The organism is Phaeobacter sp. JH20_34, assembly GCF_048056095.1.
GTDB lineage: Bacteria > Pseudomonadota > Alphaproteobacteria > Rhodobacterales > Rhodobacteraceae > Phaeobacter > Phaeobacter bryozoorum.
Genome location: NZ_JAYMWT010000004.1, coordinates 385,322 through 405,498, shown reverse-complemented (window position 1 = coordinate 405,498; position 20,177 = coordinate 385,322). Strand labels below are relative to the sequence as shown.

At 63.0% G+C, this 20,177-nt stretch carries 22 protein-coding genes; 9 read left to right on the top strand and 13 right to left on the bottom strand.

Annotation, left to right across the window (positions count from 1 at the left end):
- Positions 1 to 149: 149 nt before the first annotated feature.
- The 3 genes from phaR to phaC form a co-directional block, all read right to left on the bottom strand.
- Positions 150 to 710 (bottom strand): polyhydroxyalkanoate synthesis repressor PhaR, encoded by a 561-nt coding sequence (gene phaR / locus VWZ81_RS03575; RefSeq protein ID WP_340545975.1) that lies wholly within the window; start codon positions 708 to 710, stop codon positions 150 to 152.
- 246 nt (positions 711 to 956) lie between these two features.
- Positions 957 to 1,400: a phasin, PhaP gene (locus tag VWZ81_RS03570; protein ID WP_340545976.1), complete on the bottom strand. Its 444-nt coding sequence runs from the start codon at positions 1,398 to 1,400 to the stop codon at positions 957 to 959.
- Between the two features lie 132 nt (positions 1,401 to 1,532).
- Positions 1,533 to 3,362: a class I poly(R)-hydroxyalkanoic acid synthase gene (phaC, locus tag VWZ81_RS03565; protein WP_416539001.1), complete on the bottom strand. Its 1,830-nt coding sequence runs from the start codon at positions 3,360 to 3,362 to the stop codon at positions 1,533 to 1,535.
- A gap of 145 nt (positions 3,363 to 3,507) precedes the next feature.
- Here phaC and phaZ point away from each other — a divergent pair, with 145 nt between their 5' ends.
- A complete protein-coding gene (phaZ, locus tag VWZ81_RS03560) occupies positions 3,508 to 4,782 on the top strand; it encodes a polyhydroxyalkanoate depolymerase (RefSeq protein ID WP_416542102.1) in 1,275 nt (424 codons plus the stop codon).
- Positions 4,783 to 4,864: 82 nt separating this feature from the next.
- The gene (locus tag VWZ81_RS03555; protein ID WP_416542101.1) at positions 4,865 to 5,440 is read left to right on the top strand and encodes a DUF6151 family protein; all 576 of its coding nucleotides are present in this window, start codon (positions 4,865 to 4,867) and stop codon (positions 5,438 to 5,440) included.
- A gap of 53 nt (positions 5,441 to 5,493) precedes the next feature.
- On the opposite strand, the gene VWZ81_RS03550 is transcribed toward VWZ81_RS03555, so the two are convergent.
- The 3 genes from VWZ81_RS03550 to VWZ81_RS03540 form a co-directional block, all read right to left on the bottom strand.
- Positions 5,494 to 6,402, bottom strand: a complete 909-nt coding sequence (locus VWZ81_RS03550; RefSeq protein ID WP_416542448.1) for an alpha/beta fold hydrolase — start codon at positions 6,400 to 6,402, stop codon at positions 5,494 to 5,496.
- Between the two features lie 39 nt (positions 6,403 to 6,441).
- Positions 6,442 to 6,885, bottom strand: coding sequence for a VOC family protein (locus VWZ81_RS03545; RefSeq protein ID WP_340545981.1), 444 nt, complete (start codon positions 6,883 to 6,885; stop codon positions 6,442 to 6,444).
- Between the two features lie 178 nt (positions 6,886 to 7,063).
- Positions 7,064 to 7,846, bottom strand: a complete 783-nt coding sequence (locus tag VWZ81_RS03540; RefSeq protein ID WP_416542100.1) for an alpha/beta hydrolase — start codon at positions 7,844 to 7,846, stop codon at positions 7,064 to 7,066.
- 215 nt (positions 7,847 to 8,061) lie between these two features.
- Between VWZ81_RS03540 and VWZ81_RS03535 the strand changes: the two genes are divergently transcribed.
- From VWZ81_RS03535 to VWZ81_RS03510, 6 genes are all read left to right on the top strand, one after another.
- The gene (locus VWZ81_RS03535) at positions 8,062 to 9,066 is read left to right on the top strand and encodes a DUF4105 domain-containing protein (protein WP_416542099.1); all 1,005 of its coding nucleotides are present in this window, start codon (positions 8,062 to 8,064) and stop codon (positions 9,064 to 9,066) included.
- 188 nt (positions 9,067 to 9,254) lie between these two features.
- Complete coding sequence (gene thrS / locus VWZ81_RS03530; RefSeq protein ID WP_416535193.1) at positions 9,255 to 11,201, top strand: threonine--tRNA ligase; 1,947 nt, start codon at positions 9,255 to 9,257, stop codon at positions 11,199 to 11,201.
- 234 nt (positions 11,202 to 11,435) lie between these two features.
- Positions 11,436 to 11,741, top strand: a complete 306-nt coding sequence (locus tag VWZ81_RS03525; RefSeq protein WP_340545985.1) for a DUF2282 domain-containing protein — start codon at positions 11,436 to 11,438, stop codon at positions 11,739 to 11,741.
- A 68-nt stretch (positions 11,742 to 11,809) separates the two neighbouring features.
- A complete protein-coding gene (locus VWZ81_RS03520; protein ID WP_416542098.1) occupies positions 11,810 to 12,673 on the top strand; it encodes a DUF692 domain-containing protein in 864 nt (287 codons plus the stop codon).
- Complete coding sequence (locus VWZ81_RS03515) at positions 12,670 to 13,425, top strand: DNA-binding domain-containing protein (RefSeq protein ID WP_340545987.1); 756 nt, start codon at positions 12,670 to 12,672, stop codon at positions 13,423 to 13,425. The genes VWZ81_RS03520 and VWZ81_RS03515 overlap by 4 nt, the downstream gene beginning before the upstream one ends.
- Before the next feature lie 3 nt (positions 13,426 to 13,428).
- Entirely contained in the window at positions 13,429 to 13,965 is a 537-nt protein-coding gene (locus tag VWZ81_RS03510; RefSeq protein ID WP_416539007.1) for a DoxX family protein, read from the top strand.
- Positions 13,966 to 14,043: 78 nt separating this feature from the next.
- Here the strand turns inward: VWZ81_RS03510 and VWZ81_RS03505 are convergent, their stop codons facing one another.
- Together VWZ81_RS03505 and VWZ81_RS03500 are read right to left on the bottom strand one after the other, a co-directional pair.
- Positions 14,044 to 14,412 carry a hypothetical protein gene (locus VWZ81_RS03505; protein ID WP_260102341.1) on the bottom strand — a complete coding sequence of 123 codons (369 nt, stop codon included), beginning with the start codon at positions 14,410 to 14,412 and terminating at the stop codon, positions 14,044 to 14,046.
- A 40-nt stretch (positions 14,413 to 14,452) separates the two neighbouring features.
- A complete protein-coding gene (locus VWZ81_RS03500) occupies positions 14,453 to 14,773 on the bottom strand; it encodes an arsenate reductase family protein (RefSeq protein ID WP_416542097.1) in 321 nt (106 codons plus the stop codon).
- A 220-nt stretch (positions 14,774 to 14,993) separates the two neighbouring features.
- On the opposite strand from VWZ81_RS03500, the gene VWZ81_RS03495 reads away from it, so the two are divergent.
- Positions 14,994 to 15,200: a cold-shock protein gene (locus VWZ81_RS03495; protein WP_340545989.1), complete on the top strand. Its 207-nt coding sequence runs from the start codon at positions 14,994 to 14,996 to the stop codon at positions 15,198 to 15,200.
- A 68-nt stretch (positions 15,201 to 15,268) separates the two neighbouring features.
- On the opposite strand, the gene VWZ81_RS03490 is transcribed toward VWZ81_RS03495, so the two are convergent.
- Genes VWZ81_RS03490 through VWZ81_RS03470 form a run of 5 tightly spaced genes read right to left on the bottom strand, consistent with a single transcriptional unit; the run spans position 15,269 to position 20,090 of the window.
- A complete protein-coding gene (locus VWZ81_RS03490) occupies positions 15,269 to 16,735 on the bottom strand; it encodes an aldehyde dehydrogenase (protein ID WP_416542096.1) in 1,467 nt (488 codons plus the stop codon).
- Between the two features lie 11 nt (positions 16,736 to 16,746).
- Positions 16,747 to 17,784 carry an LLM class flavin-dependent oxidoreductase gene (locus VWZ81_RS03485; RefSeq protein WP_416542095.1) on the bottom strand — a complete coding sequence of 346 codons (1,038 nt, stop codon included), beginning with the start codon at positions 17,782 to 17,784 and terminating at the stop codon, positions 16,747 to 16,749.
- Between the two features lie 14 nt (positions 17,785 to 17,798).
- On the bottom strand, positions 17,799 to 18,707 hold the full coding sequence (locus VWZ81_RS03480; RefSeq protein ID WP_416542094.1) for a flavin reductase: 909 nt from the start codon (positions 18,705 to 18,707) through the stop codon (positions 17,799 to 17,801).
- A complete protein-coding gene (locus VWZ81_RS03475) occupies positions 18,704 to 19,516 on the bottom strand; it encodes an alpha/beta fold hydrolase (RefSeq protein ID WP_416542093.1) in 813 nt (270 codons plus the stop codon). The genes VWZ81_RS03480 and VWZ81_RS03475 overlap by 4 nt, the downstream gene beginning before the upstream one ends.
- Entirely contained in the window at positions 19,488 to 20,090 is a 603-nt protein-coding gene (locus VWZ81_RS03470; RefSeq protein ID WP_340545994.1) for an amino acid synthesis family protein, read from the bottom strand. The genes VWZ81_RS03475 and VWZ81_RS03470 overlap by 29 nt, the downstream gene beginning before the upstream one ends.
- Positions 20,091 to 20,177: the final 87 nt, after the last annotated feature.

Here is a 20,177-nt window from a genome sequence, read left to right as displayed (position 1 = left end):
ATTGCCGTATGTGGTCCATGGCAGGTGACATTCCGGCCGCGGACGGGACGCGCCGAGTCTAACGCCGCCGCCCCGCAAGCGGGATCAAAAACACGCGCGCAGCCCTGCGACTTTGGTCGCAGGATCAACACCCGTGCCGCTGTCGGATCTTACTTCAGTTTGGAGAGCTTGTCCTGCAACTCGGCCAGCTGCCGCTTGATATCGTCCAGCCCGTCGCCGTCTTCGCCGCTGTCACTGTCGCCGGATGATTTCGCAGCGCCGGGCCAGTTGCCGGAGAACCCGCCGGTCATCGCCTTCAGAAACGCCTGCTGCTGCGCCTTCATCGCCTCGAACCCCGGCATCTGCGCAATCGGGTTCATGGCGTTCATATTCTCGACCATCTTGCTCTGGTTTTCACGCAGCATCTCAAAGGAGCTTTGCAGGAACTGCGGCATCACCCCGCCACCGGGCACCATGTAGCTGCGCACCAGATCGTTCAGCACATTGACCGGCAGAATGTTCTCACCCCGGCTTTCGTGTTCGGCGATGATCTGCAGGAGATACTGGCGGGTCAGGTCGTCCCCGGTCTTGAGGTCAACGATCTGCACCTCACGCCCCTCGCGGATGAAACCGGCGATATCCTCCAGCGTGACATAGTCGCTGGTCTCCGTATTGTAGAGCCGTCGGCTGGCATATCGTTTGATCAACAAGGGTTTATCCTGATCCGACATGTCATTTCTCCCCAGACATGATGCATTGCAGCAAAGCCTATGCGAGCGCAGAACAAAAGGGAAGCGTTACGCCGGAACGCGCAACAAATGATCGTCGGATCCAATATCAGCAGGCTGGCCATCGCGGGCGGCCCCAGGCGGTCTGTGGCCCAATGAAAAAGGGGCAGGTCCGGTGACCTGCCCCCTTCGGTGCAAAGAGATTTCATTGGGAGGAGTGCAAAACCCCTTTGCGGATGCGCTCAGCGCTTACTTTGCTGCGGCTTTTTTCGCAGCGGAGGTCACGTCGTTGGTGGCCTTCTTCACAGCGGCGGACGCTTCTTCGGACATGTCCTTACCAGCCGACATCAGCAGCTCAACGGTGTCCATCTGAACCTTTTTCGCAACTTCGGCGAAGGCGGCCATGTTCTCGGCGGCCACTTCAGCGGAGGCGGAGGCGAAATCGGTTGCTGCCTTGGCATAGTCAGCAGGCTCGGCCTGTGCCTTGGAGACGTCGCTCAGCTTGGTCAGGGTTTCCTTGGCCCAGCTGTTGGAAATCTCGGCGGATTTCTCGGCAGCCTGCAGGGCAACCTGGGACAGTTTTTCGTTCAGGGCTGCGGTCGATTTGAACGCATCTTCCATCGCGGTTGTGTCAACCGGGAATGCACCCATCATGTCTTTCATCATCGCGGTAAAATCTTGGGTCTTAGCCATTGTACTGGTTCCTCTTGGTTACGCGGCCAGAACGTTCTGCCGCCTTCGCATGACCCCAATATTGTTTCTGCATCGCAGCATTTCAAGGTTTTTCTTGCTGCGATGCAGAATAATTTGCGAATACCCGGAAAATCAGGGCTTTGCGGACCGCTTTGCCTTTACCCGGACGTAGTCGCCGGGGGCCGGTGTCAGCGGGGGATGCTGCGAATCGCCCGGTTCGCGGGCCTCGACCTGCTTGCCGGAGCGTTTCTTCAGCCAGCTTTCCCAGCGTGGCCACCAGGAGCCTTCGTGAAAGCTCGCCGCCTCTTTCCAGGTCTCGGCGTCACCTTTCATATCGGGATTGGTGTAATGGCCGTATTTGTTGCGGGTCGGCGGGTTGACGATGCCCGCGATATGACCCGACTGCGCCACAACGAAGCTCTTGGAGCGCGAGCCCATCTGCTGAACACCGCGGTAGCAGTCTTTCCAGCGGGCAATATGGTCGGTCTCGCAGGTGATTGCCATCACCGGCACGGTGACGTCGCGCACATGCAGGGTATGGCCCATCAGCTCGAACCCGTCGCGCACGAACTCATTGCGCTGACACAGGCCACGCAGATATTGCATCGCCATCCGCCCCGGCAGGTTCGCGCCGTCACCATTCCAGTACAGAAGATCAAAGGCCGGCGGCGTCTCTCCCATCATGTAGCTGCGGATCGCAGGCCCGTAGACCAGATCGTTGGAGCGCAGGAAGGAGAAGGTCCGCGCCATGATATACGAGCGCAGCAGGCCGTTGTTGGTGATCTCCTCCTCGATGCCGTCGATGAAATCATTTTGCAGGAAGGGCGTGAACTCCCCCTGATCGGAGAAATCCGTCAGCGCGGTAAAGAAGGTCGCCGATTTGATCGAGGTATCGCCGCGCTGTTTCAGCAACGAGAGCGTCAGGCACAGCGTGGTGCCCGCGATACAGTAGCCAACGGCATTGATCTGTTTCACCTTGCAGATCGACTTGGCGGTTTCGATCGCGGTCAGATAGCCCTTCTCGATATAATCCTCCAGACCGAGGTCCGCCTGATCCTCGCCGGGGTTGACCCAGGACACCACAAACAGCGTATAGCCCTGTTCGGTCACCCATTTGATCAGGCTGTTCTGCGCCTTGAGGTCGAGGATGTAGAATTTGTTGATCCACGGCGGAAACAGCACGATGGGGGTTTCATGCACGGTTTCGGTGGTCGGCCGGTACTGGATCAGCTCCATCATCTCGTTGCGAAATACAACCTCACCGGGTGTGGTGGCAATATTGCGACCGATCTCAAAGGCGGTCTCATCCGCCAGCCGCACCACCAGTTCGCCGTCGTTGGCCTCCAGATCGGCAACCAGATTCTCCAGCCCCTTGATCAGTGACTGACCTTCAGTCTCCACCGCTTTTTCCAGCGCATCGGGGTTGGTTGCCAGAAAATTGGTGGGAGCCATCATCTGCACGATCTGATCGGCGAAATAGCCAAGGCGGCGTTTGTCGACATCTTCCAGATCATCGACCTCGGCGACGGCGTTGCGAATTGCCTCGGCATTGGTGAGATATTGTTTCTTGATGTAGTGAAAATAGGGGTTGGACTGCCACATCGGATTGGCAAAGCGGCGGTCATCGGGCGCGCCCTCATCGGCGTCCTCGGGGCTGTCGCCCTCTATGGATTTGGCCAGAAGCGCCTGGGCTTCGGCGAAATTCACCACCGCCTGCCCCCAGTAAGACACCTGTTTTTCCAACAGCTTGGCGGGGTTTTTGGCCATTTCGGCCCAATAGGCGGTTGCTGCGCGTGCAAAAAGCTCTTGATTCGGACCGTCCAGAGAAGGGGGGTGAGATTTTTTCTGAGCCAGAACATCCATCAGGCGTTTTGAAAGTTGCTCAACCTGCTCCATATTTTTTTTAATTCGTTCAATATGTTCCGGCGAGACTGCCGGATCCGTACTGTCGCTTGTTGTCATCTTAACAAATCCCCCGTAATCTTTCTGCTATGCAGAATACTGTCCGCCCATCATACGACAAAGCCATGAAACGTCCGATGGGTTGTGACACAACCGCACGTGGATTCAGATCGGATCCAAGCGGCCAACGCAATGGAGATATAACATGCGTTACATGATGTCGTACGATCTGATGGAAACAATGCGTAACACCAATCAGTGGTTGGGGGCCACCGCCCTGTCGATGGCATCGAACCCGGCGCTGGCCGCAATCCCCAATCCTGCCATTGCCTGGATGGCCGCCTGGGGCGAGGTGACGGAGCGCAGTTTTCAGCGCATGGTGACCAAACCGGATTGGGGCATCTATACCCAGACCTGCGCCGATGGCCGCGATCACGTGGTGGAAATCGACACGGTGGTCGAGCGCCCGTTTGGCGATCTGATCCATTTCCGCGTCGCAGGCCGCGCCGAGCAGCCGCGCAAGGTTCTGCTGGTCGCGCCGATGTCGGGCCATTACGCCACCCTGCTGCGCTCCACCGTCAAAAGCCTGATCGAGAATTGCGAAGTCTATGTCACCGACTGGCATAATGCCCGCGATATTCCGGTTTCAGCGGGCAAGTTCGACATTGAGGATTACACGCTATATCTGGTTGATTTCATGCGTGAAATGGGCCCCGATACCCATGTGATCGCGGTCTGCCAGCCGGCCCCGCTGACGCTGGCCGCCACCGCCTATCTGGCAGAGCAGGATCCGGGCGCGCAGCCGTCATCGCTCACCCTGATTGGCGGGCCGGTGGATCCCGATGCAACCCCGACGGATGTGACCGATTTTGGCCGCCGGGTCACCATGGGCCAGCTGGAAGAGACGATGATCCAGCGTGTCGGCTTCAAATACAAGGGCGTCGGCCGCAAGGTCTATCCGGGCCTGTTGCAGCTCAGCTCCTTTATGTCGATGAACGGCGAGCGCCATTCCAAGGCTTTCATGGATCAGATCCAGCGGGTCAGCCGGGGGGAAGCCTCGGATCATGATGCCCACAACCGGTTCTATGACGAATATCTTGCCGTGATGGACATGACGGCGGAGTTCTACCTGTCGACGGTGGAACGGGTGTTCAAGGGCGGCGAGATTGCCGGCAACAACTTTGTTGTCGCCGGTCACAAGGTCGATATGGGCAAGATCTCCGATGTGGCGGTCATGACCGTCGAAGGCGCCAATGATGATATCTCGGCCCCCGGACAATGTATCGCGGCGCTGGATCTCTGCACCGGCCTGCCGGAGGTAAAGAAGGCCAGCCATGTGGAGCCGGGTGCAGGACATTATGGCATCTTTGCCGGCCGCAGCTGGCGCGATAATATCCGCCCGCTGGTGATCGAATTCATGAACGCGAATGCCCGCACGCCGAAGAAAACCGCAGCAAAACGCACCAAGGCGACCGCCTGACCGGCGAGGCTGAGGCCAGACCAAATAAGACGGGCGCCAAGCCCTGACCAAAGCCCATTTCAGCCCAAGGACCATTTCAGCAATGGCCGATCCCCTGAGTTTCGCCTGTGACTGCGGCCAGATCCGTGGCGCGCTGTCGCCAGAGGCCTGCAAGGCCGGCACCCGCGTTGTCTGTTTCTGCGCCGATTGCCGCGCCAATGAGCTGTACCACAACCAGCCGGACCCCGCCCCCGGACCGGTTGATCTGTTTCAGGTCAATCCCGATGGGGTGACCTTTCATCAGGGGCAGGATCTGCTGCGGGTGATGCGGCTCAGCCCGAAGGGGCTGCTGCGCTGGTATGCGGGCTGCTGCGGCACCCCGATGGCCAATACGCTGGCCAAACCCACCCTGCCCTTTGCCGGGATGCGGTCGGACCGGTTTGCCGACCCATCCGCGCTTGGCAAGGTGCGCGCCCGCGCCTTTGTTCCGAAGGCAGGCAAACAGCCCCGCACCGAAGGCGCGGCACGGATGGTCATCTCGCTGCTCAGCCGGATGATATCGGCGCGCCTCTCCGGCCGCTGGAAAGAGACGCCATTCTTCGACATCGCCAGCGGTGCGCCAATCAGCGAACCGGAGGTGATCAGCAAGGAGGCGCGCGCGGAACTGCTGCGCAGGTAGCGCCGTGCCCTCATTACGGCCGACCGGGCCGCGATCCGCACAAGCTTTGCAGGTTAACCGATTGGATCTGATGGCTTTAGTGGGTTGGTGAGTGTCAGGGGCGGCAACGGTTTTGACGGCGATGCCGCCGCAGGTTCCGCCGGTGGCGTCGATATCCGCTGCGGCTGGGTTGTGGCGGCAGCGCTCTGACGGTCTGCGGGCAGATCCGCCGGGCAGCCCAGCTGCCGGTCTTCCTCCGCCAGCCATTCCGCAATCGCCCCGGTCACCTGATCCGGCTGTTCCAGCGTCGGCAGATGTCCGGCCTCCTCCACCACATGAAGCCGCGCATTGGGCATCAGCGCGGCCATGAATTCATGGCGTTTCAGCGGCGTCAGCCGGTCCTGCGCCCCACAGAGGATCAGCGAGGGTCCTTTGAAACGACGCAGTGCCGCCTGCTGATCGGTGCGCCGCTGCAACGCCCGCGCCTGCGCCACGAACAGCTCCGGCCCCAGTGCAAGGGCCTGCTCATAGATCGAGTTCAGAATATCCAGCCGCTGCGGCGACGGGGCCAGGCACTCCACCGGCAGGCAGCTGCGCAGCACATCCGCCAGACGACCGCTCCGGGCCGCGATGATCAGCGGCTCCCATTCGGCGGCCTGGGCAGGCGTGTCGGGCAAGGGGCTGGTGGAGATCAGGCAGAGCCGGCTGACACGCTGCGGCGCGCGGCGCAGGATTTCCATTGCAACAATGCCGCCCATCGACAGCCCGGCCAGTGAAAACCGCGTCGGCAGCCGGGCCAGCAGATGATCGGCGATCAGCTCGATCCGGTCGCCGCCGAGCAGCGGCGCAATCATCGTCGGCACCACCCCGGACAGTGCCCGCAGCTGCGGCAGGAACGCCTCGGCATTGCCCATCAGACCGGGCAGCATCACCAGCGGGGCGCCAGCGGCGCGCTCTGCCGGGGCCTGCGAAGGGCGGCTCATGTTCTGCGGTGCGTCGCCTGACCGGTCTGTCACCTGTGCTTATCCCTCGGTTTGGGCGCCATAGCCGTTCCAGCGGAACGCGCCGTCATCGGACAGCGGCGAGAACGGGTTATGCGCGATTTCCCAGATATGGCCGTCCGGGGCGCGGAAATAGCCGATGGTGCCGCCCCAGAACACCTCTCCTGCCGGGCGCAGCACCGTGGCGCCTGCCGCCTCCGCCCGGGCCATCAGCGCAGCGACATCTGCCGCAGTGCGGGTGTTATGGCTCAGCGTCATCGCGCCGGTGCCCAGCTCATCCAGCGGCAGGCCAATATCCTCGGCCAGCGACGCCAGCGGATAAAGCCCCAGCGTCTGCGACATCAGATCAAAGGCAATGACCCCATCGGGGCTGTCTGCGCGCTGCCAGCCAAGCGCCTCATAGAAGGCCGCCGCCCGCTCCATATCCGGCACGCCCAGTGTGATCAGGCTGATACGTTGCTCCATCGGATCCTCTCCTGCCCTTCTCCTGCCTCTGTCCTGCTGCTGTCGGCTTGCCCCCTTTCGGGCCGCCCTGCGCTATGTGGCAGATCATCCCGGACATTCTGCCATAGCCTGCGTCAGCTGTCGCGTGGTGGATGCAGGTCAGTACATCAGAACCTGCGCGCCCGCCCCGCCACTCAACCTAACCGATATCTGGCGCGCCAGATAGCCCCAGCACCTCCGCCACGGCGGTTTCGATCAGCGCCAGACAGGCCGGGTCGGAGAACCGATGGTCGGCGTCCTTCACCAGATGCAGGCGCATATCGGCGCAGGTGGCATGATCCAGCAGCCGCAGCGCGGTCTCGGTGCTGACGGCGGTGTCGGCGGTGCCCTGCAGGCAGCGCACCGGCATCGCCAGCACCAGCGGATCGCGCAGCACCAGATGGTTGCGCCCGTCCTCGATCATCCGTTTGGTGATGACATAAGGCTCCATGTAGTCGCTCGGCAGCTCAACCTGCCCGCGCGCCTCCAGCTCCGCCTTCTGGGGATCGGTGAAATTGGCCCAATAGCCATCCTCGGTGAAATCCGGCGCGGCGGCGATGGTGACCAGCCCGGCCACCCGCTCGGGCATCGCCCGCGCCAGGAGCAGCGCCTGCCAGCCCCCCATGGAGGAGCCAACCGGCAGGATCGCCCCTGTGGTCAATTCCTTTACCGCCGCCAGCGTATCCTGATGCCAGTCGCCGATGCAGCCCTCTTCAAAACGGCCGGAGCTTTCACCGTGGCCGGAATAGTCAAACCGCAGAAACCCGAGGCCCCGCGCCCGGGCCCAGGCCTCCAGATGCACCGCCTTGGTGCCCTCCATATCGGATTTCAGCCCCCCCAGAAACACCAGCGTCGGCGCATCCTTGGCCGCGCCGGTGGCCGGGCTCAGGTGATAGGCCAGACGGCGGCCGCTGTCACAGTCCAGAAATTGGGTTGCTGCCATGGTCTCCCCCGCGATGCAGTCCAGCCATTATGCTGATGTCAGATCTGCCACGGCAGCCGCGCCGCCGCAATGGCCGGTTTCACCGCAGGAGGCACCGGCGGCAGATGGCTGGCGCCGGGACGCCGCCGCCCCGACCGCCTGATGCCCTTGCAGCCAGCCGCAGCCCTGCCTAGGGTCCGCGCGACATCAGAACCGCCGCAAATCAGGAGCCTCCCTTGACCCGTGCCCTCCGCCTTCTCTGCCTCGGGCTTCTCTGCCTGCTGATCCTGCTGGCCACTCTCTGGGGCGCGCTGGCGCTCTGGTACCGGCTGCCCGTGGACGGCCTCTGGCGTACAGCCGCGGCATCCGGCTTTGCGGGCCTTGGTCTGGCCACGCTCTGGGCGGTGATCCGGGGCCGTGCGCTGCGCGGGCTGGCCACCTTCTGCCTGGCGCTGGCCGCGCTGATCTGGTGGTGGGCAAGCCTGACCCCGCCGGCCGAGGCAAACTGGTCCCCCGATGTGGCCCGCCAGGTCACCGGCACCCGCGACGGCGATATCCTGACGCTGACAGATGTGCGCAATTTCGACTGGACCACACCGACCGACTTCACCCCGCGCTGGGAGACCCGCAGCTATGATCTCAGCCAGCTGACCACCGTCGATCTCTTCATGTCCTATTGGGCCGGACCGGAGATGGCCCATATGGTGGTCAGCTTCGGCTTTGCCGATGGCGCCCATATCGCCTGGTCGGTCGAGGTGCGCCGTCAGGTCGGCGGCGGCTTCTCCCCCGTCGCGGATCTTTTCAAGACCAATACGCTGGTGCTGATCGCCGCCGATGAACGCGATGTGGTGGGCACCCGCACCAATGCCCGCGGCGAGGATGTGCAGCTGTTTCGCATCAATACCGATCCCGACACCGCCCGCGCGCTGCTGATGCAATATGTCGAGGCCGCCAACCGGCTGGCCGCACAGCCGCAGTGGGATAATTCGCTCACCTCGAATTGCACCACCGTGGTGATGACGATGATCCGCACCATCCTGCAGGATGTGCCGCTGGACTGGCGGCTGCTGGCCAATGGCTACCTGCCGGAATATGCCCATGAACAGGGCGTTCTGGCCGCAGGCTACAGCACCGAAGACCTGCGCGAACGCGGCAGCATCACCGCCAGGGCGCAGGCCCGGGGCATCACGCAAGACTACTCAGCCCTGATCCGCAAAGGTGTCCCAACCCCCGCCCGCTGATCCAGCCCCCCCTGATCCAGCCCCCCCCTGATCCCGCTACTGCATCTTCTGGCGAAAAATATCCCGGGGAGCGCGAGGGGCTGGCCCCTCGCCTGCTTGACAGCCTCGCATACCCCTGCCAAACGGGCAGAACACCATAACCCGCAACCGGGCGTTCTGTGGGCGCCAAACCGACGAGGAGAGCCGATATGGCCCAAATCTCTCTCACCTTCCCCGATGGCAATGCACGATCCTATGACGCAGGTATCACCCCTGCCGAGGTGGCCGCTGACATCTCGACCTCGCTGGCCAAAAAGGCCATCTCCGCCACCGTCAACGGGCAGCACTGGGATCTTCAGTGGCCGATCGACGCGGACGCCGCCATTGCCATCCACACCATGAAGGATGAGGTTCAGGCCAACGAGCTGATCCGCCACGATCTGGCGCATGTGATGGCGCGTGCGGTGCAGGACATCTGGCCCGACACCAAGGTCACCATCGGCCCGGTCATTGAAAACGGCTGGTATTACGACTTCGACCGCGCAGAGCCCTTCACCCCCGAGGACCTCGGCGCCATCGAGAAAAAGATGAAAGAGATCATCAACAAACGTGATGAGGTCCGCACCGAGGTCTGGGAGCGCGACCGCGCGATCCAGCATTACACCGACCTGAACGAACCCTATAAGGTCGAGCTGATCGAGAGCATCCCGGGCGATGAGCCGCTGCGCATGTACTGGCATGGCGACTGGCAGGACCTCTGCCGCGGCCCGCACCTGCAGCACACCGGCCAGCTGCCGGGCGATGCCTTCAAACTGATGAGCATCGCAGGCGCCTATTGGCGCGGCGACAGCTCCCGCCAGATGCTGCAGCGGATCTACGGCGTTGCCTTCACCGGCAAGGAAAAGCTGAAGGCGCATCTCACCATGCTGGAAGAGGCCGCCAAACGCGACCACCGCAAGCTGGGCCGCGAGATGAACCTGTTCCACATGCAGGAAGAGGCGCCGGGCCAGATCTTCTGGCACCCCAACGGCTGGCGCATCTACACCACCCTTCAGGACTACATGCGCCGTATGCAGGACCGCGACGGCTATGTCGAGGTGAACACCCCGCAAGTGGTGGACCGCAAGCTGTGGGAGGCCTCGGGCCACTGGGACAAATACCAGGAGAACATGTTCATCGTCGAAGTGGACGAGGAACATGCCCGCGAAAAGGCGGTCAACGCACTGAAGCCGATGAACTGCCCCTGCCACGTGCAGGTGTTCAATCAGGGCCTCAAATCCTACCGCGACCTGCCGCTGCGCATGGCTGAGTTCGGCTCCTGTGCGCGCTATGAGCCCTCGGGCGCGCTGCATGGCATCATGCGGGTGCGCGGCTTTACCCAGGACGACGGCCATATCTTCTGCGCCGAGGATCAGATCGAGTCTGAAACCGCAAAATTCATCGCCTTCCTGTCCAAGGTCTATGCCGATCTCGGCTTCCATGACTGGACCATCAAGCTCTCGACCCGCCCGGAAAAACGGATCGGCAGCGACGAGAGTTGGGATCTGGTGGAAAAGGCGCTAGGCGATGCCTGCAAGGCGGCGGGCTATGACTACGAGCTGCTGGAGGGCGAAGGTGCCTTTTACGGTCCGAAGCTGGAGTTCACCCTCACTGACGCCATCGGGCGGAACTGGCAGTGCGGCACCCTGCAGGTGGATCCCAACCTGCCCGAACGGCTGGATGCGAATTTCATCGGCCAGGACGGCAACAAGCACCGCCCCTTCATGCTGCACCGCGCCACGCTGGGCTCCTTCGAGCGCTTCATCGGTATCCTGATCGAGGAACACGCAGGCAAGCTGCCGTTCTGGCTGGCGCCGCGTCAGGTGGTTGTCGCCTCGATCACCTCCGACGCCGATGACTATGTGAACGAGGTTGTTGAGACCCTGCGCGCCGCCGGTGTGCGCGCGGAGGCCGACATCCGCAACGAGAAGATCAACTACAAGGTTCGCGAGCATTCGGTGGGCAAGGTGCCGGTCATCCTCGCCGTCGGCCACCGCGAGGTCGAAGAGCGCACCGTTTCCGTCCGCCGTCTTGGCGAAAAACAGACCAAGGTCGAAACCCTGGAGGCTGTAACAAAAGCGCTGGCGGTTGAGGCAACTCCGCCGGATCTTCTGTAACATTCCTGCGGTCTTTTGCTGATCTTTGCCTTTTTACCGGCCCCCACTTGCGGGGCCGGTTTCTTTTTGCGCATGGTTTTAAGGGTTCAGCAGCCACTTCGCTGTAATAAGCGGTCACGGCTGCTGACGCCCGCGTGAGACACAGGCTCGTGAATTCAAACACTTCTCAGGCTGAGCTAATGTCTGACCTGTAACAACCGCCTCGCAACCAAATTCCAAAGAAGGAAGACACCGATGTCCAACACCGCAAAATCCCTCGCCGTCGCTGGTGCCGTTGCTGCCGCACTGACCTCTGCCATGGTCACCCCGGCTGCCGCCCAGTCCAAAGAGAAATGCTATGGCGTCTCCCTCGCCGGTCAGAACGACTGCGCCGCCGGTCCCGGCACCACCTGCGCCGGCACCTCGACCGTCGACTATCAGGGCAACGCCTGGACCCTGGTCGATGCCGGCAGCTGCGAAGGTATGGAACTGCCCGCAATGGCCGATGGCAGCGACCGCAAGGGCTCGCTGGAGCCGCTGGAACGTGACCTGCCTGCATAAGCACAGGCCAGACCAGCGGGGCGGGGGATTTCTCCCGCCCTTTTTGTAACCGGATCAGAGGACCTGTCATGCTGGATGCCGCCCCTTCCCTGCCCGCCGCAGCCGGTGTTGGCTACAAGCCGCAGCATTTCGCCGATATTCTTGCAACGGTCGGCGCTGAGCGGCCGAGCCCGGTAAAATGGCTGGAAATCCACGCCGAAAACTACATGGGCGACGGTGGCCGCCCGATCGCGCAGCTGCGTCATCTGGCTGAACAGTTTGCCCTGTCGGTGCATGGCGTCGGCCTCTCTATCGGCGGCGAAGGGCCGCTGGACGCCGATCATCTGGCACGGCTGAAGAATCTGGTGGGCTGGCTCAATCCTGCCAGCTTCTCCGAACATCTCGCCTGGTCCACCCATGACAGCCATTTCTATAACGACCTGCTGCCGCTGCCCTATACGGATGCCACGCTGGCGCGGGTCTGCGATCATATCAATCAGGTGCAGGACGTCATCGGGCGGCGGATGCTGCTGGAAAACCCCTCCAGCTACCTCGCCTTTGCCGAAAGCAGCTGGTCCGAGCCGGAGTTTCTGGCCGAGATCACCCGCCGCACCGGCTGCGGGCTGCTCTTGGATGTGAACAACGTCTTTGTCTCCGCCACCAATCTCGATTTCTCGCCGCAGGGCTATATCGACGCCTTTGCGCTGGATCAGGTTGGTGAAATCCACCTTGGCGGCCATGATGAGGATCAGGACGACCACGGCAAACCGCTGCTGATCGACAGCCACGGCGCCGAGGTGGTGGATCCGGTCTGGGCGCTGCTGGATTATACGCTGGCAAAATCCGGCCCCAAGCCTGTGCTGGTCGAGTGGGACACCGATGTGCCCGCCTGGCCGGTGCTGGAGGCCGAGGCCTCCCGTGCCGCAACCGCGCTAGAGCGGGTGCCGGCATGACTGTCAGCCAGACAGAATTCGCCCACGCCATGATGGATGCGGGCCAGCCGGTGCCTGAGGGGCTGCTGGATGCGACCGGCCAGCCGGCCGGGCGGCGGTTCAGCGTCTATCGCAATAATATCGCGGTCTCCCTGACCGAGGCGATGCACAGCGCCTTTCCCCTGATCGGCAAGCTGCTGGGCAAGCAGAACCTCGACGGGCTGGCGGGCATATATCTGCGCGCCCATCCGCCCTCCTCGCCGCTGATGATGCACTATGGCGCTGAGTTTCCCGCGTTTCTCGCCGGGATGGAGCAGCTGAAACATCTCGGCTATCTGCCCGATGCGGCGCGGCTCGACCTTGCCCTGCGCCGGGCGTATCACGCTGCCGACGCCACTGCGGTTGACCCGGCGCGTCTGGCAGCGCTTGCACCCGATCAGCTGATGGCGACCCGGCTGACACTGGCCCCCGCCGTCACCCTGCTGCGCTCGCCCTGGCCGATCTATGACATCTGGCGCTTCAACACCGAACAGAATGCGCCCAAGCCCCGCCATATCGCGCAGGACGTGCTGATCACCCGGCCCGAATTCGACCCCATCGTTCAGGAGCTGCCCGCCGGGGGCGCGGACTGGATCACCGCCCTCATCGCTGGTGCCACGCTGGACGAGGCGCTGACCGCCGTTCAGGCCGACCAGCCGGATTTCGACCTCTCACACCCGCTCGCCCTGTTGCTGCAAGGCGGTGCAATCATTGACCTAGACCGCAAAGGATAACCGATGCACGCGCTTGTTTCCTCCTATACCTCGATCTTCGGCAAGGCTGACCGGCTGTCCGATATCATCGTCCCGACCCTGGCCCGGCTGGTCTTTGCCGCGGTGCTCTTGGTCTACTACTGGAACTCTGCCGGGCTGAAGACGGATGGTTCGATTTTCTCGCCCTCTGCCGGCGCCTTTGGTCAGATCTTCCCCAAGGCCGCCGAGGCGGTGCTTTATGATGTCAGCCAGCTCAATATCTTTCAGCGGCTGGTGATCTTTGCCGGCACTGTCGCCGAATATGTGCTGCCCGCGCTGATCCTTGTTGGTCTGCTCACCCGTCTGGCCGCTCTTGGCACCATCGGTTTCATCTGGGTGCAGACCATCGTCGATGTGACCGGCCATGGCGTGAAACTGGGCAGTCTCTTTGACAACGCCATTGGTCTGGTCGACCAGCGGGTGATGTGGACCTTCCTGCTGCTGGTGCTGGTGTTCAAGGGGGCTGGTCCGCTGTCCCTTGATGCGCTGGCGCGGCGCGCTACGACGCCTGCCACCGCCTGATCCGGCCAGTCCTTAAACATAAAAAGGCGCCCTGCATCCGCAGCGGCGCCTTTTTTCATTCCTTGCGTTCGATCCGGTTCAGAAATGCGCCTTCGGCTCATCCGGTTTGCCGGCAGCAAGCGCCAGCAGCCCGCCAAGAAGCGCCAGCGAGATCGGGAAGATGGTAAAGACATTAAGCCCGAACCCGGCATATAGCCCCGCCGCCGAGGCCAGCAGCAGCACCCCGCCCCAGAGCGCCCGCGACAGCGCCATCGCGCCACCGGCCAGCGCAAGGATGGGCGAGATCACGGCCAGGAGCCGCAGTTGTTCGACATCGTCGACCTGCCGGGCCACCCCGTCGATTTCGCCAAAATACTCCACGGCGGCGGTATAGCCATAGCCCGCAAACCCCACCACCATGCCGATCAGCCCGGCCACGATGCCCAGCACCAGCGCTGCATTGCGCATTGCCGCTCTCCTTACCTAATCCGATATGCAGATGGGGATCCTAGCCCTCGACGCCAAGGGCGGCCTTGGTTTTGGCGTCCCAGCCGAGGTGCAGATCGTCACCGGATCTGATCAGCGGACGTTTCATCAGAGTCGGATGCGCCGTCAACAGATCCAGCGGCTCCCCCGCCCGCTCTGCCTCGCTCAACCCGCGCCATGTGGTGGAACGTGTGTTGACCAGCCGGTCGCCGAACTGCGCCAGTGCGGCCTGCAAAATCGCCTCCGGCACCCCATCGGCGCGCACATCCACCAGCTCCGCCTGCGGCAGCTGTTTCAGCGCTTTGCGGCAGGTGTCACAGGTCTTCAATCCATAGAGTTGCACGTTTTTTCCTTTCCCGAGGGGGCGGCTCAGCACAATTTATGGTAGAGCCGCACTGTTTTGCTTGATTTTTACATGGTCCGTGCAAAAGTTGAAACCGGGTTGGGACAACTTCCCCGGCCTGTTTTGTCTGCGCACTGCGGCAAAACCGATCACCCCGCTCTGCGCCGCGAAATTATCGTGTATTCAGGGCGGCTCACTAGCAGGAAGGAGACACGGGAACATGGCGAGTGGCACCGTGAAATGGTTCAATACAACCAAGGGCTATGGCTTTATCGAGCCTGAAGGCGGCGGCAAGGATGTGTTTGTGCACATCTCTCAGGTTGAGCGATCCGGGCTGACCGGGCTGACAGATAATCAGAAAGTCGATTTTGAAATGACCGAAGGGCGTGACGGTCGCCAGATGGCCAGCGACATCCGCCCACTGTGACCACACTCCGGCTGCGCCGGGGTTCCCCCTTGCGCGCAGCCACTCCGTCGCCTGCGACAGCGCATCACCTAGCGCATCACAAAGGGATCCGGGATCGGATCGTCGCTGGTGCGCAGCCAGACCGTCTTTACCCTTGTGTAATCCAGCGCCGCCTGTAGCCCGCCCTCGCGGCCATGGCCGGATAGCCCGTGCCCGCCAAAGGGGGCGATGGGGCTGACCGCGCGATAGGTATTGACCCAGACAATGCCTGCACGAATGCCGCGGATCATGCGATGGGCACGGGTCAGGTCGCGGGTAAACACCCCGGAAGCAAGACCAAACGCGGTGTCATTGGCCAGCGCCAGCGCCTCGGCCTCGGTGTCAAAACCGCACACCGACAGGACCGGGCCAAAGAATTCCTCGCTCAGACAGGGCGCCTGCGGCGCATTGCTGCACTCCACGATGGTTGGCGGAAAGAAATGACCGGCCCGCGGCAACGGCTGCCCGCCAGTCACGATCCGTGCGCCCGCCGCAACCGAGGCCGCCAGCAAATCCTCCGCCCGGCGCATCTGCGCGCCGGTGCAGAGCGGGCCGATCTCGGTCTCCGGCGCGTCCGGTGCACCGATCCGGGCGCTTTCGGCCTTTTCCGTCAGACGGCACAGAAAATCCGCCTTGATCCGGTTTGAGATGATCAGCCGGGAGCCCGCAACGCAGCTCTGCCCGGTGGCGGCAAAGATCCCGGCGACCTGCGCATTCACCGCACTGTCGATATCGGCGTCCTCAAATACGATGAAGGGCGATTTGCCGCCCAGCTCCAACGAGGTGGAGGCAAGGTTCTCAGCCGAGTTGCGCACCACCTGGCGCGCGGTCTCCGGCCCGCCGGTAAAGGCCACGTGGTCAATCCCGGCATGGGCCGTCAGCACCGCGCCACAGTCGGCGCCAAAGCCGGTGATCACATTGAGCACCCCCGGCGGAAAACCAGCCTGATCAAAGATGCGGGCGAATTCCAGCATCGGCGCCGGGGCTTCCTCCGATGCCTTCAGCACCACGGTACAGCCCGCCGCCAGCGCCGGGCCGATCTTCACCGCGGCCAGAAACAGCTGCGAATTCCACGGCACCACCGCCGCCACCACCCCAAGCGGCTCGCGGCGCAGCCAGACTTCCATATCCGGTTTGTCGATCGGCAGATGGGCGCCTTCGATCTTGTCGGCGAGGCCCGCGTAGTAGCGGTAATACTCAGCCACATAGGCGATCTGGGCCGAGGTTTCGCGAATGATCTTGCCGGTATCGCGGGTCTCGATCCGGGCCAGGGTCTCGGCGTTTTCGGCAATCAGATCCGCCAGCCGGTAAAGCAGCCTGCCACGCGCGCTGGCGGTAATGCCCGCCCAGTCCGGTGCGTGGAACGCGGCACGGGCCGCTGCCACGGCCGCCTCCACATCCGCCGCGCGGGCCTCTGGCATCATCGCCCAGACCTCGCCGGTTGCCGGATCGCGGCTCTCGAAACGGGCGGAGCCATCCGAGAACACCCCGCCGATATACTGCTGGAACTGCTGCATGGTGATCCCCTTCAGGCAAAGGCCGGCATGACGTCGCGAATGAACCGTTCAAGCGAGGCGCGCTTGCGCTCAGAACTCATGCCGCTGTCGATCCAGAAACTGTATTCATCGTACCCCAGCGCCTCATAACCTTTGATCCGCGCAATCGCATCTTCGGCGGTGGCGATCACATTGTCACGCAGCATCGCCTCGGGCGAATAGAACGGATGGGCGGCAATCTCCGCCTCGCTCAACGGCGCGATCAGCCCCTGCGACACGGGCCGTTCGTTTTTGAACCAGGCGCCGAAGTAGCAGTAAAACCGGTTGATCTCCTCCGCTGCCTGCTGGGCGTCGGCGGCATCGGCGGCAATATAGGTGTGGTTCAACAGCATGATATCCGGGCGCGGCATATCCGGGAATTTGGCGCAGGCGGCCTTGAAGGTCTCCATCAGCCGGGTGATTTCCTCATCCCCCTGCCACAGCGGTGTCACCTGCACATGGCAGCCATTGGCAACGGCAAATTCATGGCTGTTGGGATCGCGGGCGGCGACCCAGATCGGTGGCCCGCCCGGTTGCAGCGGTTTGGGCGAGGAGGTGGTGGCCGGAAAGGAATGATAGGTCCCCTCCTGCGCGTAATCTCCCTGCCACAGTCCCCGCAGCGCCGGGATCAGCGCGCGCATCCGCTGGCCTGCGTCCCAGGCATCCATGCCCGGCACCATCCGTTCGTATTCGTAGCTATAGGCGCCGCGCGCAATGCCGAGCTCCAGCCGCCCGTCCAAGATCATATCGGTCATCGCCGCCTCCCCTGCAAGGCGGATCGGATGCCAGAACGGCGCGATGATGGTGCCGGTGCCAAGCCGCACGTTGCGGGTCTGGCGCGCCAGATCGACAAGGTTCAGGAAAGGGTTCGGCGCGATGGTGAAATCCATCCCGTGATGCTCCCCGGTCCAGATCGCGTGCATCCCGCCCTGATCGGCGATTTTGGCCAGGGTGACGAAATCATCGTAGAGATCCCGCTGGTCCTGCTCCGCCGAGGTGCGTTCCATATGGACAAAAAGAGAAAAGCGCATGATGCCACCTGCCGTTATGCGATCTGGCGGATTTCGCCGCTGCGTTGATTGCCTGAATAGATGCCGAAATCGCCGAGAGCCGCCTCGCGGGTGAAACGGTCCAGCATGGCAAGGATCGCCGGATCGCTGACATCGTCCAGCGCACTGCTGTCCAGCGGCACAAAGACCCCGCGCGACGGGGTGCCGGTGGCGCCATGGCACAGAAAGGCGATATGCTGGCGTTTGCGGGCAACGTCCTCATAGATCGAATAGACAAAGCCCGGCTCGCCGCTCAGCCCTGTTTCGGCGATCAGTCGGCGCATGGTTGCGGCAGCGCCTTCGGCATCGACCAAGGCCTCCGGCAACGTAGATCCGCCGTATCCGTCATCGACCAGCAGCACCGCGCCGTCGCGCTCGATCAGGGCCGAGATCACCAGATCTGGACCGGCCGCCGCCGCCTCTGCGGTCATTGCAGGCGTCACGTAGGCACCGCGCGCATAGCCAAGCCCGGGGCTGGTGCCGGTGCCAAAGGCGCGGACCTCGCCGATCAGGATCACATGATCGCCCGCCTCAACCGTCTTGTGCAGGCTGCAATCGAACCAGGCCGACACCCCGTCGATCAGCGGCGAGCCCGCAGGCCCCCGGTGCCAGCTGACGCCCGCAAACCGGTCCTCAGCCGGGCGGGCAAAGGTATTGGAAATCTCGATCTGCGTCTCCGCCAGCACATTGACGGCAAACCCCTCGCCGCCGACCAGCGCGTCGTAGTTGCGCGAACTATTTGCCAGACAGACCAGCAGCAGCGGCGGATCCAGCGAAACGGAGGTAAAGGAATTTGCGGTGAACCCGATGGGTCGACCCCCGGCATCATGGGAGGTGACCACCGTCACCCCGGTCATGAAGCTGCCAAAGGCCTGACGCAGGGCGCGTGAATCAAGGGGTGTCATGACGGATCCTCCTCAAGGGTGGGCGTGGCAAGCCAGTCGCGCAGTTCGGCGGTGACCAGATCCGGCGCGGTCAGGTTCACCATATGGCGGTGCCCGGTGATGGTCACCGCACGCCCCCGGCGCACCCGCAGCGCCATGGCCTGCGACATCTCGGGTGTGGAATTGGGATCGCCATCGCCGGTGACGGCCAGAAATGGACAGGCAATCTCGGCCAGCCGCCCGGCATAGGTCGCATCGCCCCGCGCAAAAGCCGCATAGGCGGTCGCGTAGCCTGCGGGATCAACCGATTTCAGCCAACCCGCAACCAGGTCGCGGGCGTCGATATCGGTCGGGCTGTCGCCGAACCAGCGGGCCAGCGGCGTGTCCAGATCGCAGCGACCCGCAGCGATCTCAGCGGCGCGGGACTGAACGGCCGTCCGCGCCGCCGGATCACGGCAGAAGACGCCGTTCAACAGCGCCACCCGTGTGGTCAGCGCCGGGTGGCTCACTGCGAAACCGGTCGCGATCAGCGCCCCCATCGAATGCCCCGCCAGGCTGACCGGGCCGAGGTCCAGCGCCCGCAGCACATCCCTGAGCCAGACCACGAAATCCGGCAGTTCGCTGTCCTCAGGCAGCGGCGCGCTGCCGCCATGCCCCGGCAGATCCGGCGCAATCACCCTATGGGTCCGGCTCAGATCCTCGATCTGCGGTCCCCAGGCTGCCGATTGCATTCCGACACCGTGCAGGAGCACCAGCGCAGGCCCCTGCCCGCAGTCGCGCAGCGCGACGCTGCGGGTGGGCTCAGACAGCTGCAGGGTTGTCGACATCATTGCCAAGCTCTTTCAGATCCTGATAGCGGTCGCCGATCCGGTGATGCGGCCGCCCGCCGATCGACGCGCCAAGCGCGATCAGCACCTCATCGGCACCGGGCGCATCGGCGACGGAGGTCTGGATGGTGAGGTAATGCGACCGTCTGCCGCCATCGCATTTATCCATCAGCGGGATCATCAGCGGCGCATTGGCAGGCCCGCGCGTATTGCAGAATGACAGGTAGGATTTGGCCCCCACAGCGCTGCGGTAGGGATTGCCGAATTGCAGTGTGTGGATCAGGGCGGAGGCGTGCTCCACCTCGCCGTTCATCCCAACGATCGCGGATTTGCCATAGCCCTCGACCCGGTCACCACCGCCTGCGGCCTCCAGAATCATCCCGGTCAGCAGGGTGCCCAGACCGGGTGCGCAGTCCCGGATCTGCGGCGTCAGATCCTCGACAAACCCCTGCCCTGCCCAAGGATTGCGAATAACGGCGATGGCGGCAATCAGCGTCAGCGGCACCGGCGCCGCCTTGCCGCCTTCGATCAGGGTCTTTTCGACGTGAAGCAGGGTTTTGCGGATGATGGCGGGCATGGGAATCTCCTGATCGGCAGTGCTACGGTATCATGGTATACCATTATACGATATGTCAATCATACTTGCCGCAGCCCAGACGCGCTG

Excerpts from the sequence above, each read along its gene's own strand:
- phaR (WP_340545975.1), bottom strand. The coding sequence starts at position 710 with ATGTCGGATCAGGATAAACCCTTGTTGATCAAACGATATGCCAGCCGA.
- VWZ81_RS03570 (WP_340545976.1), bottom strand. The coding sequence starts at position 1,400 with ATGGCTAAGACCCAAGATTTTACCGCGATGATGAAAGACATGATGGGT.
- phaC (WP_416539001.1), bottom strand. The coding sequence starts at position 3,362 with ATGACAACAAGCGACAGTACGGATCCGGCAGTCTCGCCGGAACATATT.
- phaZ (WP_416542102.1), top strand. The coding sequence starts at position 3,508 with ATGCGTTACATGATGTCGTACGATCTGATGGAAACAATGCGTAACACC.
- VWZ81_RS03555 (WP_416542101.1), top strand. The coding sequence starts at position 4,865 with ATGGCCGATCCCCTGAGTTTCGCCTGTGACTGCGGCCAGATCCGTGGC.
- VWZ81_RS03550 (WP_416542448.1), bottom strand. The coding sequence starts at position 6,402 with ATGAGCCGCCCTTCGCAGGCCCCGGCAGAGCGCGCCGCTGGCGCCCCG.
- VWZ81_RS03545 (WP_340545981.1), bottom strand. The coding sequence starts at position 6,885 with ATGGAGCAACGTATCAGCCTGATCACACTGGGCGTGCCGGATATGGAG.
- VWZ81_RS03540 (WP_416542100.1), bottom strand. The coding sequence starts at position 7,846 with ATGGCAGCAACCCAATTTCTGGACTGTGACAGCGGCCGCCGTCTGGCC.
- thrS (WP_416535193.1), top strand. The coding sequence starts at position 9,255 with ATGGCCCAAATCTCTCTCACCTTCCCCGATGGCAATGCACGATCCTAT.
- VWZ81_RS03525 (WP_340545985.1), top strand. The coding sequence starts at position 11,436 with ATGTCCAACACCGCAAAATCCCTCGCCGTCGCTGGTGCCGTTGCTGCC.
- VWZ81_RS03520 (WP_416542098.1), top strand. The coding sequence starts at position 11,810 with ATGCTGGATGCCGCCCCTTCCCTGCCCGCCGCAGCCGGTGTTGGCTAC.
- VWZ81_RS03515 (WP_340545987.1), top strand. The coding sequence starts at position 12,670 with ATGACTGTCAGCCAGACAGAATTCGCCCACGCCATGATGGATGCGGGC.
- VWZ81_RS03510 (WP_416539007.1), top strand. The coding sequence starts at position 13,429 with ATGCACGCGCTTGTTTCCTCCTATACCTCGATCTTCGGCAAGGCTGAC.
- VWZ81_RS03505 (WP_260102341.1), bottom strand. The coding sequence starts at position 14,412 with ATGCGCAATGCAGCGCTGGTGCTGGGCATCGTGGCCGGGCTGATCGGC.
- VWZ81_RS03495 (WP_340545989.1), top strand. The coding sequence starts at position 14,994 with ATGGCGAGTGGCACCGTGAAATGGTTCAATACAACCAAGGGCTATGGC.
- VWZ81_RS03490 (WP_416542096.1), bottom strand. The coding sequence starts at position 16,735 with ATGCAGCAGTTCCAGCAGTATATCGGCGGGGTGTTCTCGGATGGCTCC.
- VWZ81_RS03485 (WP_416542095.1), bottom strand. The coding sequence starts at position 17,784 with ATGCGCTTTTCTCTTTTTGTCCATATGGAACGCACCTCGGCGGAGCAG.
- VWZ81_RS03480 (WP_416542094.1), bottom strand. The coding sequence starts at position 18,707 with ATGACACCCCTTGATTCACGCGCCCTGCGTCAGGCCTTTGGCAGCTTC.
- VWZ81_RS03475 (WP_416542093.1), bottom strand. The coding sequence starts at position 19,516 with ATGATGTCGACAACCCTGCAGCTGTCTGAGCCCACCCGCAGCGTCGCG.
- VWZ81_RS03470 (WP_340545994.1), bottom strand. The coding sequence starts at position 20,090 with ATGCCCGCCATCATCCGCAAAACCCTGCTTCACGTCGAAAAGACCCTG.